The following is a 13492-nucleotide window of genomic DNA, read 5'->3' as shown; positions in this document are numbered from 1 at the left end:
TCTCCGACAGGTCAAATGCACTTTTTCGGCAAGACTTGACAAGTTTTGCTTACAAATGCGCCCATGAAAACTCCCTCCGCGATCGACCCCGTCGAATTCGACCGCCTGCTCAGCCGCAACCTCAAGCTGCCGCTGCTCGGGGGCCTGATCGGCGCCGTGGCGTTCGTCGCACTGATCCTGTATTTGCTGTCGAGCCTGAGCTGGGTCGAGCACACCGACCAGGTCACGCGCGCCGCCAGCGAACTGCAACGCCGCTCCATCGACATGGAAACCGGCATGCGCGGCTACCTGATCACCGGCGAGGAGAGTTTTCTCGAGCCCTACCAGACCGCCCTGCCGCGCCTGAAGGCCGACACCGACGCGCTGCGCCGCCAGGTGTCGGACAACCGCCAGCAGGTGGAACGCGTCGACCGCATCGCGGGCCTGCAGGAGTCATGGCTGACGTTTGCGCGAGAAATGATCGAGGCGCGGCGCAACGGCGTCGACCTGCAGGCCACGGTGCGGCTGGGCCGCGGCAAGCGCCTGACCGACGAGCTGCGCGCCGAGTTCACGGCCTTCATGGACACCGAGCAGACGCTGCGCTTCCAGCGCAACACCGAGGCCAACCGCACCAGCTGGTGGGTCGTCGGCCTGTTCCTGCTGTTCACGCTGGTGTTCTCGGGACTGGTCGCGTTCTTCGGGCGCCGGCAGCTGATGCGGCTGTCCGACAGCTACGACGTGGTGCTGCGCGAGCAGGCGGCGCATGCCGATCGCCTGGCGCAAGAGGCCTGGCTGCGCAACGCGCAGACCGAGCTGGTGGGCGAGCTGGTCGGCGAACTCAGCGCGCCCGACATGGGCCGCAAGATCCTGGCGTTTTTCTCGCGCCACCTCGGCAGCTCGGTCGGTGCGCTTTACGTGCGTGAGCGCCACGGTCCGCTGCGCCGCGCCGCGAGCTTCGGTTTTTCGAGCGAGGCCGAGGCCTCGCCGCAGGTGTTTTCCCCCACCGAAAGCCTGGTCGGCCAGGCCGCGGCCGAGCAGCGCCGCATGCTGATTGATCCGGTGCAGGCCGACTACCTGAAGGTCAATTCGGGTCTGGGCGAGATGGCGCCCAAGGCCGTGCTGCTGTTGCCCGTGGCGGCCGACGGGGTCGCCAACGGCGTGATCGAACTCGGCCTGCCGGGCGCGCCCGACCCTCGCAGCGAGCAGCTGCTCGACCTGGTGGCCGACGACATCGGCACCTCGCTGGCGGCGGCGCGCTACCGCGAACAACTGCAGGACGTGCTGGCCGAAACGCAGCAGCTCAACGAAGAGCTGCAGGTGCAGCAGGAAGAACTGCGCACCGCCAACGAAGAGCTCGAAGAACAGTCGCGCGCGCTGCGCGCCTCGCAGGCGATGCTGGAGAACCAGCAGGCCGAGCTGGAGCAGACCAACAGCCAGCTGTCGGAACGCACCGAAGCGCTCGACCAGCGCAACACCGCGCTGCGCCGCGTGCAGCGTGACCTGGAAGACCGCGCCGACGAGCTGCAGCGCGCCAGCCGCTACAAGTCGGAGTTCCTGGCGAACATGTCGCACGAGTTGCGCACGCCGCTCAACAGCGCGCTCATCCTGGCCAAGCTGCTGGGCGACAACCCGCAGGGCAACCTGTCGTCGGAACAGGTGAAGTTCGCGGAATCGATCTACGCCTCGGGCAACGACCTGCTGGTGCTGATCAACGACATCCTGGACATCGCCAAGGTCGAGGCCGGCAAGCTGGAGCTGGTGCCCGAAGAGGTGCCGCTCGACAAGCTCGCCCACAGCCTGGAGAACACCTTCCGCCCGCTCGCGACCGACAAGAACCTGGAGTTCCGGCTCGAGCTGCGACCCGACGCGCCGGCCTTTCTGGTCACCGACAGGCAGCGGGTCGAGCAGATCCTGAAGAACCTGCTGTCGAACGCGATCAAGTTCACCGAGCGCGGCGAGGTGGCGCTCACGGTGTCGGCCACGGCCGATGGCGGCGCGGCTTTTGCGGTGCACGACTCGGGCATCGGCATCGACCCGCAGCAGCACGAGCTGATCTTCGAGGCTTTCCGCCAGGCCGACGGCACCACCAGCCGTCGCTATGGCGGCACGGGGCTGGGCCTGTCGATCTCGCGCGACCTCACGCAGCTGCTCGGCGGCACGCTGACGGTCAAGAGCGAAGCCGGCCAGGGCAGCACCTTCACGCTGCAGCTGCCGGCGCGCGCGCCGCAGACCCCGCTCGCACCGGCCACGCCGCTGGGTTCGATGGGCACGCTGCGCGCCACGCCGACGCCTTCGCCGGCCCATGCGCCGGCCGTGCTGTCGCCGCCGCCGCTCGCGCCCCCTGCCCCGGCGCCGGCGGTGCCGGCCCCGCGCTTCGCGGACGACCGATCGATTCCGCGCGACCAGGTGCGCCGCGTGCTGGTGATCGAAGACGAGCCCCAGTTCGCCCACATCCTCTACGACCTGGCGCACGAGCTGGGTTATCGCTGCCTGGTGGCGCACGGCGCGGCCGATGGTTTCGAGCTGGCCACGCAGTTCGTGCCCGACGCGATCCTGCTGGACATGCGCCTGCCCGACAGCACCGGCCTGGACGTGCTGCAAAAGCTCAAGGACTCGCCGCACACGCGCCACATTCCGATCCACGTGGTTTCGGCCGCCGACAACGCGCAGGCCGCCGCGCTGCACATGGGCGCCATCGGCTTCGCGCTGAAACCGGCCACGCGTGAAGAGCTGACCAAGGTGTTCGCGCGGCTGGAAGAAAAGCTCACGCAGAAGGTCAAGGTCGTGCTGCTGGTGGAAGACGACGCACGGCAACGCGAGAGCGTGATCAAGCTCATCGGCGACGACGACATCGAGATCGTCGCGGTCGGCTCCGGCGAAGAAGCGCTCGAGCTGCTGCGCACGCGCGTGTTCGACTGCATGGTCACCGACCTGCGCCTGCCCGACATGCAGGGCAGCGAGCTGCTCAAGCAGATGGCGGCGGAAGAGATCGTGTCGTTCCCGCCCGTCATCGTCTACACCGGGCGCAACCTCACGCGCGACGAAGAGACGGAGCTGCAGCGCTACTCGCGCTCGATCATCATCAAGGGCGCGCGCTCGCCCGAGCGGCTGCTCGACGAGGTGACGCTGTTCCTGCACAAGGTGGAGGCGGAATTGTCGAGCGAGCGCCAGGGCATGCTGAAGACGGCGCGCGGGCGCGACCGCATCTTCGAGGGCCGCACCATCCTGCTGGTGGACGACGACGTGCGCAACATCTTCGCGCTGACCAGCGCGCTGGAGCAGCGCGGCGCCACGGTCGAGATCGGCCGCAACGGCCGCGAAGCGCTGGAGCGCCTGGACCAGGTGAGCGAGATCGACCTCGTGCTGATGGACGTCATGATGCCGGAGATGGACGGCCTGGAAGCCACGCGCCGGCTGCGCGCCGACCCGCGCTTCGTGAAGATGCCGGTGATTGCCATCACCGCCAAGGCCATGAAGGACGACCGCGACCAGTGCCTGGCCGCGGGCGCCAGCGACTACCTGGCCAAGCCGGTGGACCTGGAGCGCCTGTTCTCGCTGCTGCGCGTGTGGATGCCGAAGATGGAGCGCCTGTGACCCGCAAGCCCCTCCCCGCTCCGGCGTCGGCCACGCCGCCCGCGCAGGCCCAGCCGCTGAGCGACACCGAGATCGAGCTGCGCCTGCTGATGGAGGCCATCTACCTGAAGTACAGCTACGACTTCCGCAACTACACCACGGCCTCGCAGAAGCGCCGCGTGCTGTACGCGCTGGAGCAGCTGGAGTTCCCGAGCATCTCGGTGCTGCAGGACCGTGTGCTGCGCGACGCGACCTTGTTCGGCCGGCTGCTGCAGTTCCTGACGATCCCGGTGAGCGAGATGTTCCGCGACCCGGCCTACTTTCTGGCGCTGCGCCGGCACGTGGTGCCGATCCTGCACACCTACCCGTCGGTCAAGGTGTGGGTGGCGGGCTGCAGCACCGGCGAAGAGGTGTTCTCGCTGGCCATCCTGCTGCGCGAGGAAGGCCTGCTCGAACGCACGCAGATCTACGCCACCGACATCAACCCGGCCTCGCTCGAAAAGGCGCGCCAGGGCATCTTTCCGCTCGAAGCGATCCGCGGCTACACGTCGAACTACCAGCGCGCGGGCGGGCTCAGTGCGTTCTCCGATTACTACACCGCCGCCTACGAGGCCGCGCGCTTCGACCCCTCGCTGTGCGCCGACGTGATCTTTGCCGACCACAGCCTGGCCACCGACAGCGTGTTCGCCGAGACGCAGCTGGTGTCGTGCCGCAACGTGCTGATCTACTTCAACCGCCAGCTGCAGGACCGTGCGCTCGGGCTGTTCCACGAGTCGCTGTCGCACCGCGGTTTTCTGGGGCTGGGCTCGAAGGAGAGCATCGACTTCTCGGGCTACGCCGACCGCTTCGACACGCACGCGCGCGCCGAGCGCATCTACCGCAAGGTCGCATGAAGCGCGGCAGCACCCCGCACCGTTCGTTTCCGCTTCGCCGCGTCGAGGCCGTGGTGCTCGGCGCTTCGGCGGGCGGCATCGACGCGCTCAGTGCGGTGCTCGACGGCCTGCCCGCGGGCTGGCGCATTCCGATGGCGGTGGTGCTGCACCTGCCCGAATCGCACGACAGCCACCTCGCCGAGATCTTTGCGCAGCGCCTGCCCATTCCCGTGCACGAGGCACTCGACAAGATGCCGCTGACCGACGGCTGCCTGTACTTCGCGCCGCCGGGCTACCACCTGTCGATCGAGCGCGGGCGCCGCTTCTCGCTGAGCTGCGAGCCGCCCGTGCTGTATTCGCGCCCCTCCATCGACGTGCTCATGGCCTCGGCCGCCGACGCCTACGGGCCGTCGGTGGCGGGCTTTCTCATGACCGGCGCGAACGAAGACGGCGCCGAAGGCCTGTTGTGCATCCACCGCGCCGGCGGACTCACCGCCGTGCAAGACCCGAAAGAAGCCCTGGTTTCCACCATGCCCCTCGCCGCCATCGCGCGCCACACGCCCGACCACGTGCTTCCCCTGCGTGACCTGCGCACCCTGCTGCAGCAACTGGAGCCCGTCCATGCCCTTTGAGGTCGAAAGCAAGCTGCTGATCGTCGACGACCTGCCCGAGAACCTGCTGGCGCTCGAGGCGCTGATTCGCGCGCCGGGTCGGCTGGTGTACCGCGCCGGCTCGGCCGAGGCCGCGCTGACGCTGCTGCTGGAGCACGAATTCGCGCTCGCCATCGTCGATGTGCAGATGCCCGGCATGAACGGCTTCGAGCTGGCCGAGCTGATGCGCGGCACCGAGCGCACGCGGCACATTCCGATCATCTTTGTGAGCGCCGCCGGGCGCGAGATGAACTACGCCTTCCAGGGCTACGAGAGCGGCGCCGTCGACTTCCTGCACAAGCCGCTCGACCCGCACGCGGTGGTCAGCAAGGTCAGCGTGTTCGTCGACCTGCACCAGCACCGCAAGGCGCTGCGCCACGAGATGGAATCGCTGGCCGCCGCGCACCGCAAGCAGGAAGAGCTGGTGCAGCAGCTGCAGCACACGCAGCGCGAGCTGGAACGCGCGGTGCGCATGCGCGACGACTTCATGTCGATGGTGTCGCACGAACTGCGCACGCCGCTGAACACGCTGTACCTCGAGGCACAGTTGCGCCAGCTGCACCTGTCCAAGGGCAAGCTCGACAGTTTTTCGCCCGAGAAGCTGCCCACCATGATCGAACGCGACCAGCGGCAGATCCGCAACATGGTGCGCCTCATCGACGACATGCTCGACGTGACGCGGCTGCGGCGCGATGCGTTGTCGATCCAGACCAAGCCGGTCGATCTGGCAGAACTGGCGCGCGCCGTGGTCGACAACCTGCGCCACCAGGCCGAGGCCGCGGGCTGCACCATCGCGCTGGAAGCGCCCGACACGCTGCGCGGCGTGTGGGACGAATTCCGCATCGAACAGGTGCTGACCAACCTGCTGACCAACGCGCTGCGCTACGGCGGCGGCAAGCCGGTCGAGATGACGGTGCGGCGGGAAGGCGACAACGCCGTGGTGAGCGTGCGCGACCAGGGCATCGGCATTTCGCCCGAGGACCACCAGCGCATCTTCGAGCAGTTCGAGCGCACCGACGTCAGCCGCAAGCACGCGGCCGGCCTGGGCCTGGGGCTGTACATCACGCACAAGATCGTGACGCTGCATGCAGGGCGCATCGGGGTGGAGAGCACGCAGGGCCAGGGCGCGCGCTTTTTCGTCGAACTGCCGCTGCAGACGCCTGCTGCCACCCAGGACGGCGGGAAGTAACAAACGAAGCCCTTGTTACGGCTTCCCGTAGGCACTGCGCCGATACTGGGGATCGCAATCAATGGATGCCGAGAGAAAACAACTGTGAATGTGCTGATCGTCGACGACAACGAGGCTGCGGCCGACCTGCTGCGGGAGCTGCTGACACTGCAGGACCACACCGCCCGCTGTACCTACACGGCGCAACAGGCGCTCGATGCAGCGGCCGGCGAGCGCTTCGATGCGGCGCTGATCGACCTCACCCTGCCCGACTTTCCGGGCACCGAGGTGGCGCGACGCCTGCGTGCCACCGCCGCCGAAGGCACGCCGCGGTTGCTGGTGGCGATCTCTGGTTTTTCGGAACGGGACGCGGCGAATGCCGCGCCAGGCGAGGTGCTGTTCGATCACCACCTGCAAAAGCCGATCGACATCGACGCGCTCGAGCGCATCCTGGCACCGGGCTGACCGGCGCCCTCGCCTTCAGCGCATCGCGCGGTAGCGATACAGGCGAAAACCTTCCTTCTGAATGAAGCCGCTGGGCTCCCAGCCGCGTGCGAGCGCGCGATCGGTGATCTGCGCCATCTGCAGGCCGATGCTGTCCTGGAGGTTGTCTCCCACGGCCAGCTCGAACTTGCGAAGCTCGCCGTCCAGGGCCTCCACCGCCGCCATGGCGGCCTCGACATCGGTGAAAGGCCGAACGCTGGTCTGCATTTTTTGTCGCTCCTTGGGCACTCTGCGCGCCTGTTGAACGATGAAAGGCAAGTGTCATGCCCCGGACTGAAACCCTCCTCCGGGCATGAATTGAATTCTTTGAACTTACAAATGTGACTGATTGTGACGTTTTCGTCAGGAGTCACGCCAAGAATTGGCATGCCCGAAAGCATGCGGCGACGGGATCAATCAATCGCGGTCGTCACCCTCGTCGTCGTCATCATCGTTCGGCGGACGGTAGGGATAGCCGGGGCCGTAGTACGGGCGTCCGGGAGGCGGCGCGTAGATCGGAGCCGGCCGGTAGTACACGGGCGGCGGCGGCCGGTAGTAGGCCCGCGGCGGCTCGTAGTAGATCGGGGCCGGGTACGCATAGACGGGCGGCGGCACGTAGTACGGCGGCGCATAGACCGCGCCGGGCGTGCCGATCTGCACCGACCAGTTCGTGCGTGCGCTGGCAGCGCCCGTGACGAGCAGCGCGCCGGCCGCGATCACGGCGACGGCTGCCCATCTGAAAACAGAAGAATCATTGGGGGAATGCATGGGGACTCCAGGCCCGGCGCGAACGGCGCCGGGGTGGTCATGCAACGTGGCTCGCCTCCGCGTGGTGCACGCCGAAGGTCACCAGCTGGTTGCCAAACGTGAACAGAATTCTCAGTCGACGACCGCTCTGCGCGACAGCATGACGTCGTCGCCGGTCGTGTTGAAGGCGATGGTCGGCGCGCTGAAGTCGCTGAGCGGTGCGCCCAGGCCGATCTCGCCGCGGCCGTGCAGCACGCATTCGTCGCGCCGCAGCGCAATCTCGTGGCTCGAGCCGCCGTTGCCATGAAAGCGCACCCACGTGCCGTAGGTGCTGACGTCGATCAGCACGCAACTGCCCTGCCGCTCTTCGATGCGCGCATGCAGCCGCGACACGCGCGGATCGTTGACCACGAACTGCGCGTCGCCCACGCGGCCCAGGTGAATGGGCAGCTGGTCGATGCGGAACATGGAGCGCACATCGAGCCACGCGAGCTCGATGTGGCCGAAGGTGGAGTCGGGCAGCCGCGCCGGCAGCAGCGCGGCCGGCACCGTGAGGAAGCTCGTGAGGTCTTCCTGCCAGTCGATGCGGTGGACGATCGACATCTCGGTGCGCCCGCGAATGCTGATGGGCCCGAGGTCACGGTGTTGCACGGCGCCCTCGTGCAATTGGAAGATCACCGTCTCGGTGACCCAGATCTGGCCGGGGCCGGCCAGGTCGCTCAGGCGCGAGGCCAGGTTGACGGCGTCGCCGAAGCAGTCGCCCTCGACCTCGACCACGTCGCCGCTGGCCACGCCGATCTGCAGCGCCATGCGCAACGGCACGGGCCAGCCGGCCAGGCGCTTCTGGTGGTAGCGCTGCAACTCGATCACCGCGTGCGTGGCGGCGGCGCCGCCCGTGAAGATGGCGAACACACCGTCGCCCAGCGACTTCACGACCCGGCCGCCGTGGGCCTCGCACACACGCCCGATCCACTGGGTCAGCCGCGTCACGGTTTCGGTGGCACGTGCATTCCCCATGGCCTCGAAGACCCTGGTACTTCCGGTCAAGTCCGCGAAAACGACTGTGGAATTGACACCCATACTGTTTTTTCTTGGCAGCAAGCGCTGGTTATGTTGCTCTGGACCTTTCGCCGCTCCTGCGGGAAGTTTCCCCGACATGCGCCATCACATGCAAGGAACGATCCGCAGAAGCTTCTTGTTGACGCTGCACGGCGCGGGCCCACTGCCGCATCGTGCCGATGAGCGCTAAAGTTTTTTAATACTTTTGAACTCAAAACTCAAATGACAACAAAAGAGACCGCTAAAGCTTGTTGTTTGCAAACAAGAAACGGTGTTTCACATCTTGTGTCTCGGCCAACTGAGGCTTAAGGTAGCGACCGTTCCAGTTCCGGGCAATACGCTTTTCGTGACATGCTGCTCTTTCGCCGCCTTTTTCAACTTCTGAACGTACCCGGCCTGGGATCGCGGCAGGCGGGAGAAAGTCAGCTCGGCCGCATCCGCACCGCGATGCTGTCGGTGCTTCAGGGCCGCGGCGGCCAATCGGTTCAGCGTGTCAGCCAACGCGTGCGCTTTGCGGTCGATGTGGAAACCCTCTGGTACCTGCGTCAGGACGTGATGGTCGCGCTGAGCGCCATCGACGGCGAATCGGCTGCGCGGCGCCAGATGAAAGAAATCAACAGCATGTTCAAGGGCGGCCTGCCCGGCTCGATGGGTCCGCGCGTCCATCAGCGTTTCACGAACCAGTAAACGGCCTGGGCGAGCGAGCGGCATCGACAGCCGCCCGCGTCGCGGCTCAATGATCGTGGTGATGGTCGTGACCGTGGTGATCGCCATGGCCATGGTGGCCATGCCGATGGCCCCACACCAGGAACACGTCGCGCCCTTCGGCGGCCAGCGCCACCTTCGCACCCACCGGCAGCAGCACCTTGGTCTGCACATGTCCGAACGGCAGGCCGGCAATCACCTGCACCTTCTTCAGGCTGGCGCGCAGCCGATCGATCACCGTGTTCATGCCGAAACCGCGGTCGTAGCCGGCGATGTTGCGCACGCCCGTGAACTGGCCGAACACGACGGCCTTCTGGCGCGCCAGCACGCCCGCGAGCTTGAGCTGGTCGAGCATGCGTTCGACACGGTACGGGTGTTCGTTGGTGTCCTCGATGAAGAGCACGCCCTTGTCGACCACCGGAAAGTACGGCGTGCCCAGCAGGCTGGTCAGCACGCAGAGGTTGCCGCCCCAGAGCACGGCGTCTTCGATCGGCTTGACCTTGAGCTCGGCATCGCGCACCGGCATGCGCCAGCCGGTGCCCTCGCCCTGCCCGCTCAACAGGTCGTCGAAGCAGGCTTCCATGATGTCGTCGGGGCCGCCTTCGGCGCCGAAGTCTTCGCCGACCGCGGGGCCGGACCAGGTGATGGCGCCGTTCTTGGCCAGCAGTGCGTTCTGCAGCGCCGTGAAGTCGCTGCAGCCGACGAACTCGGTGCCCTTGTCGATCGCCTTGGCCAGCGCCTTGTACGGGAGCGACTCGAGGATGCGCGTGAGGCCGTAGCCGCCGCGTGCGATGAGCGCCACGTCGGCGCCGCTTGCGGCTGCGCGCGAGATCGCGGCGAGCCGCGTGGCGTCGTCGCCTGCAAAACGCTGGTGCGCCGTCAGCGCGGCTTCGTCGATTTCGACCTCATGGCCGAGGGCCTTGAGCCGGGCCACGCCGCGCTTGAAGGCGGCTTTGTCGCGGATGGCACTGGAGGGGGAGTAGATGTAGATATGTTGGGAAGTCACGGCGTCGAGTATCCCATTGCGTCCCGGATCTGCCGGGCCAGGGGGGCGGCCTGCGCTGCCGTTGGCCCACCCGATGCGGCGCGCGGACCGAGCGCGCGCAGCGCGGCTTCGTAGCCGCGGTCGGGGAACGGCGCGCGCCAGGCGTCCTTGACGCGCACGCCGCTGTCGGGGGCGACGAGGCTCGCGACGAAGCGGCCCGGTGCCGCCGCTTGCAGCAGTGTGACCAGTTCGCCGCCTGCTTCGCTGTGGACCAGCACGAGCGGTTCGGGATGAATCTGATCGAGCCACGCCAGCACCACGTCGCGGTGCCATTCGAGCCGATGCGTTGCTTCGCGCTTGGGCTTGTCGCTCTTGCCGAAGCCGATCAGGTCGGGCACGAGCGTGCGCAGGCCGGGCGTGCCGACGAGGTGGCGGAAGAAGTAGCCCCATTCGCCCGGGCCATGCAGGCACAGCGCATCAGCCACGCGGCCATCACTGCCCGGCGGACCGCTTTCGTCCACCCAATGCAGACGCCAGCCCTGCAGGATCGGCAGGTCCTGGACGTGATGCGGCGCGAAGTCGAAATCGATGAGCGCGATAAAGCGTTCGACGGGCGTGCGCAAGGCATCGTCACGCAACGGCTCGGCCTGCGCGCGCGCGACGCTGCGGCGTTGCTGGAAGAAGCGCTGCAGCAACGCGCTGCAGTCGTCGGCCAGCACGCCGCCCTGCACGCGCGTGTGGTGGTTCAGCTTCGGCTCGGCGAACAGGTCGAGCACCGAGCCCGCGGCGCCGGTCTTGGGGTCGGCGGCACCGAACACCACGCGCGCCAGCCGCGAATGCAGCATCGCGCCCGCGCACATCGCGCAGGGCTCGAGCGTGACGAACAGCTCGCAGCCTTCGAGCCTGTAGTTGCCGAGCGCGGCGGCACCGGCGCGCAGCGCGTTGATCTCGGCGTGCGCGCTCGGGTCGTGCTGCGCCACGGGCGTGTTGCGGCCGGTCGCGATGACCTGCCCGTCCTTCACCAGCACCGCGCCCACCGGCACCTCGCCCGCGTCGGCTGCGTGCTGCGCTTCCTGCAGCGCGAGCGCCATCCAGTGCGCGTCCGATGTCGATACGGCCGGCTCAGTTGTCATCGGGCATCTTGCGGGCCTGGGCCGCGGCGTCGAGGGCGTCCTTGACCTGTTGCTGGACCTGCTGCGCCTGCGCGCGCGCATCGACCGCAGCCGGTTGCGTGGCGGTCGCCGCGGTGGGGCGCGACAGCTGCTGCTTTGCCAGCAGGCCGACGACGACCAGCGCCAGCACGAGGCCGATCAATCCGAACATCCGCATCTCAGCGCGCTTCCGTTGCGGCGACCATGCCGAGCCGCTCCATCCACACGGCCAGCGCCTGCTCGTCCGGAGAACCGGCGCGGTAGACCTCTTCCATCGCCGCATGCGATTCGGGCCGGTGCTGGTTGAGCTTGATCTTGCATTGCAGCGCCGTCACGTGCAGCTCGAAGCCCATGATGCCGGCCAGCATCTTGCGCTGGAATTCCTCGCCGAGGTCTTTCCATTGCTGGGCGTAGGCCGGCTCGTGGTCGCCGATGAGCTTCTTGAGCAGCACGTCCTTGGCCTCGGGCGTCTCGACGAGCCGGGCTTCGACGGTGCAATGGACCGCGAGGTAGTTCCAGGTCGGCACCCGCGCCAGGTCGGGATAGACCGAGGGCGACAGGTAGGCATGCGGCCCCTGGAAGACCACGACCGCGCGCGGTCGCGCCTGCAGGTAGCGCCAGTGCGGATTGGGCTTGGCGCAATGCCCCAGCAGCACAAGCGCATCGCCCTCGCGCGGCTCGGCCACGATGGGCAGATGGGTGACGAAGGGCAAGCCCTCGTCGTCGTTCGAGATCAGGTTGGCAAAGGGATGCGCGCGCATCAGGCCCAGCGCGACGGCCGGGTCCTTGGCGTTGAACTGCGGAGGCATGTACATGGGGCGGGTTCCTCGTGGGGAGATCCGATTGTCCCCGAGTCGCCCCAGACTCCGATGCGACAGGCTACTTGGCGCGTGCCGCTTCGAGCTGCTTCACCATCTCTTTGTAGCCGCGCGCCTTCGCCAGTTGCAGCGGCGTGAGGCCCTGGCGGTCGGCCAGTTGCAGGTTGGCGCCGCCTGCGATCAGCGCGGCCAGGGTGCGCTGGTGGCGTGCGCCGCCATCGCCCAGCACGATCGATTCGATCGTCGCCGTCCAGTGCAGGTTGTTCACGTGGTCCAGCGGCGCACCCGCTGCGACCAGCCGGCGCACGACCTCGTCGTGCCCCAGGTGCGCGGCGGCGATCAATGCCGTGCCGTCGTAGCGGCTGGTGGTCTGCCCGGGTTTGGCGCCCAGTTGCAGCAGCAGCGTGAGCGTGGTCACGTCGTCGGCCACGGACGCGATGGTCACGGCGTCGTAGCGATCGTCTTCGAGCAGGTCGATGTTCGCGCCTGCCTTGGCGAGCAGCTTCACGGCGTCGCGCTGGCGCGCATAGGTGGCGACCTGCAGCGGCGTGCGGCCGCGTGCGTCACGCACATCGAGGCTGGCGCCGGAGGCGATCAGGCTCTTGAGCTTCGGCAGATCGCCGTGCCAGGCCGCACGGTGCAGGCCTTCGTAGGCCAGCACTTCGGCAGCCAGCGGCGGCACCTGGGCCGCCGCACCGGGCGCGGCGCTCCAGCCGATTGCGGCGGCGAGCACCGCCGACCAGAGACCGCGCGCCGTCATCAGAGCTGGCCCTTGACCTTCTCGAGCGCGGCGTTGGCGCACTGCTCGTCGAGGTGGCCGCCCGGCGCACCGCCCACGCCCACGGCACCGATCACTTCGTTGCCCGACTTGATCGGCACGCCGCCGCCCAGCAGCAGGAAGCCCGGCAGGTAGACGAGGTTGGCGGCGCCGGGGTTCTTCTGGGCGCCTTCCATCATGGCTTGCGTGGGGCTCTTGGCCGAGGCCGAGGTCCAGGCCTTGCGTTCACTCGATGCCAGCGTGTGCGGGCCGGCGTTGTCGGCACGCTGCACGGCGCGCACGACACCGGCGCGGTCGACCACCGTAGCGGCGACGTTGTAGCCGTTGGCGGCGCAGGCGGCCACGGTCTCGGCGGCGATCTGGTTGGCCAACGCGAGCGAGATGTTCTTCTCGGTGCGAACAGCGGGGGCCGGCGTCTGGGCCTGGGCGACGGAAGCAGCGAGCAGGACGGCGAGGCCGGCCACGCGGATGATCGATTGCATGTGTTTTTTCTCCAGTGATGAGAGGGTTCGTGCCGGCCTGTG

The 13492-nt window shown here is 67.8% G+C and carries 15 protein-coding genes; 6 read left to right on the top strand and 9 right to left on the bottom strand.

Annotated elements, in window-relative coordinates; translation table 11 throughout:
• Window positions 1-63: 63 nt before the first annotated feature.
• The 5 genes from RZE79_RS14655 to RZE79_RS14635 all read left to right on the top strand — a co-directional run bounded on the left by RZE79_RS14655 (window position 64) and on the right by RZE79_RS14635 (window position 6707).
• Window positions 64-3573, top strand: coding sequence for a response regulator (locus tag RZE79_RS14655; RefSeq protein WP_319360969.1), 3510 nt, complete (start codon window positions 64-66; stop codon window positions 3571-3573).
• An 89-nt stretch (window positions 3574-3662) separates the two neighbouring features.
• Window positions 3663-4445 carry a protein-glutamate O-methyltransferase CheR gene (locus RZE79_RS14650; RefSeq protein WP_153286102.1) on the top strand — a complete coding sequence of 261 codons (783 nt, stop codon included), beginning with the start codon at window positions 3663-3665 and terminating at the stop codon, window positions 4443-4445.
• Window positions 4442-5056 carry a chemotaxis protein CheB gene (locus RZE79_RS14645; protein ID WP_319360968.1) on the top strand — a complete coding sequence of 205 codons (615 nt, stop codon included), beginning with the start codon at window positions 4442-4444 and terminating at the stop codon, window positions 5054-5056. Before RZE79_RS14650 ends, RZE79_RS14645 begins: the two co-directional genes overlap by 4 nt.
• A complete protein-coding gene (locus tag RZE79_RS14640) occupies window positions 5046-6263 on the top strand; it encodes a hybrid sensor histidine kinase/response regulator (protein ID WP_153284375.1) in 1218 nt (405 codons plus the stop codon). The genes RZE79_RS14645 and RZE79_RS14640 overlap by 11 nt, the downstream gene beginning before the upstream one ends.
• A gap of 90 nt (window positions 6264-6353) precedes the next feature.
• On the top strand, window positions 6354-6707 hold the full coding sequence (locus RZE79_RS14635; protein ID WP_319360967.1) for a response regulator: 354 nt from the start codon (window positions 6354-6356) through the stop codon (window positions 6705-6707).
• Between the two features lie 15 nt (window positions 6708-6722).
• Here the strand turns inward: RZE79_RS14635 and RZE79_RS14630 are convergent, their stop codons facing one another.
• From RZE79_RS14630 to RZE79_RS14620, 3 genes are all read right to left on the bottom strand, one after another.
• Window positions 6723-6953: a hypothetical protein gene (locus tag RZE79_RS14630; RefSeq protein WP_228121778.1), complete on the bottom strand. Its 231-nt coding sequence runs from the start codon at window positions 6951-6953 to the stop codon at window positions 6723-6725.
• Between the two features lie 189 nt (window positions 6954-7142).
• A complete protein-coding gene (locus RZE79_RS14625) occupies window positions 7143-7493 on the bottom strand; it encodes a hypothetical protein (RefSeq protein ID WP_319360966.1) in 351 nt (116 codons plus the stop codon).
• Window positions 7494-7604: 111 nt separating this feature from the next.
• Window positions 7605-8552: an adenylate/guanylate cyclase domain-containing protein gene (locus RZE79_RS14620; RefSeq protein WP_319360965.1), complete on the bottom strand. Its 948-nt coding sequence runs from the start codon at window positions 8550-8552 to the stop codon at window positions 7605-7607.
• 330 nt (window positions 8553-8882) lie between these two features.
• On the opposite strand from RZE79_RS14620, the gene RZE79_RS14615 reads away from it, so the two are divergent.
• Window positions 8883-9218, top strand: a complete 336-nt coding sequence (locus RZE79_RS14615) for a hypothetical protein (protein ID WP_319360964.1) — start codon at window positions 8883-8885, stop codon at window positions 9216-9218.
• Window positions 9219-9264: 46 nt separating this feature from the next.
• Here RZE79_RS14615 and RZE79_RS14610 read toward each other — a convergent pair whose 3' ends face one another.
• The 6 genes from RZE79_RS14610 to RZE79_RS14585 all read right to left on the bottom strand — a co-directional run bounded on the left by RZE79_RS14610 (window position 9265) and on the right by RZE79_RS14585 (window position 13450).
• Window positions 9265-10242 (bottom strand): LD-carboxypeptidase, encoded by a 978-nt coding sequence (locus tag RZE79_RS14610; protein ID WP_319360963.1) that lies wholly within the window; start codon window positions 10240-10242, stop codon window positions 9265-9267.
• Entirely contained in the window at window positions 10239-11354 is a 1116-nt protein-coding gene (gene tadA / locus RZE79_RS14605; protein ID WP_319360962.1) for a tRNA adenosine(34) deaminase TadA, read from the bottom strand. The genes RZE79_RS14610 and tadA overlap by 4 nt, the downstream gene beginning before the upstream one ends.
• Window positions 11344-11544, bottom strand: a complete 201-nt coding sequence (locus tag RZE79_RS14600) for a hypothetical protein (RefSeq protein WP_373696558.1) — start codon at window positions 11542-11544, stop codon at window positions 11344-11346. Before RZE79_RS14600 ends, tadA begins: the two co-directional genes overlap by 11 nt.
• A 7-nt stretch (window positions 11545-11551) precedes the next feature.
• Complete coding sequence (locus RZE79_RS14595; protein WP_319360961.1) at window positions 11552-12187, bottom strand: FMN-binding negative transcriptional regulator; 636 nt, start codon at window positions 12185-12187, stop codon at window positions 11552-11554.
• A gap of 64 nt (window positions 12188-12251) precedes the next feature.
• Window positions 12252-12950, bottom strand: a complete 699-nt coding sequence (locus RZE79_RS14590; RefSeq protein WP_319360960.1) for an ankyrin repeat domain-containing protein — start codon at window positions 12948-12950, stop codon at window positions 12252-12254.
• Window positions 12950-13450: a heme-binding protein gene (locus RZE79_RS14585; protein ID WP_319360959.1), complete on the bottom strand. Its 501-nt coding sequence runs from the start codon at window positions 13448-13450 to the stop codon at window positions 12950-12952. Before RZE79_RS14585 ends, RZE79_RS14590 begins: the two co-directional genes overlap by 1 nt.
• Between the last annotated feature and the right edge of the window lie 42 nt (window positions 13451-13492).

This window comes from Variovorax sp. EBFNA2 (assembly GCF_033802765.1).
Lineage (GTDB): Bacteria > Pseudomonadota > Gammaproteobacteria > Burkholderiales > Burkholderiaceae_C > Variovorax > Variovorax paradoxus_H.
Note: the sequence above shows the minus strand (reverse complement) of the source record. Positions and strands in the feature narration are given on the sequence as shown.

Bases quoted from the DNA above. Each gene is read 5' to 3' on its own strand.
- RZE79_RS14655 (WP_319360969.1), top strand. From the start codon at position 64: ATGAAAACTCCCTCCGCGATCGACCCCGTCGAATTCGACCGCCTGCTC.
- RZE79_RS14650 (WP_153286102.1), top strand. From the start codon at position 3,663: ATGGAGGCCATCTACCTGAAGTACAGCTACGACTTCCGCAACTACACC.
- RZE79_RS14645 (WP_319360968.1), top strand. From the start codon at position 4,442: ATGAAGCGCGGCAGCACCCCGCACCGTTCGTTTCCGCTTCGCCGCGTC.
- RZE79_RS14640 (WP_153284375.1), top strand. From the start codon at position 5,046: ATGCCCTTTGAGGTCGAAAGCAAGCTGCTGATCGTCGACGACCTGCCC.
- RZE79_RS14630 (WP_228121778.1), bottom strand. From the start codon at position 6,953: ATGCAGACCAGCGTTCGGCCTTTCACCGATGTCGAGGCCGCCATGGCG.
- RZE79_RS14625 (WP_319360966.1), bottom strand. From the start codon at position 7,493: ATGCATTCCCCCAATGATTCTTCTGTTTTCAGATGGGCAGCCGTCGCC.
- RZE79_RS14620 (WP_319360965.1), bottom strand. From the start codon at position 8,552: ATGGGTGTCAATTCCACAGTCGTTTTCGCGGACTTGACCGGAAGTACC.
- RZE79_RS14615 (WP_319360964.1), top strand. From the start codon at position 8,883: ATGCTGCTCTTTCGCCGCCTTTTTCAACTTCTGAACGTACCCGGCCTG.
- tadA (WP_319360962.1), bottom strand. From the start codon at position 11,354: ATGACAACTGAGCCGGCCGTATCGACATCGGACGCGCACTGGATGGCG.
- RZE79_RS14600 (WP_373696558.1), bottom strand. From the start codon at position 11,544: ATGTTCGGATTGATCGGCCTCGTGCTGGCGCTGGTCGTCGTCGGCCTG.
- RZE79_RS14595 (WP_319360961.1), bottom strand. From the start codon at position 12,187: ATGTACATGCCTCCGCAGTTCAACGCCAAGGACCCGGCCGTCGCGCTG.
- RZE79_RS14590 (WP_319360960.1), bottom strand. From the start codon at position 12,950: ATGACGGCGCGCGGTCTCTGGTCGGCGGTGCTCGCCGCCGCAATCGGC.
- RZE79_RS14585 (WP_319360959.1), bottom strand. From the start codon at position 13,450: ATGCAATCGATCATCCGCGTGGCCGGCCTCGCCGTCCTGCTCGCTGCT.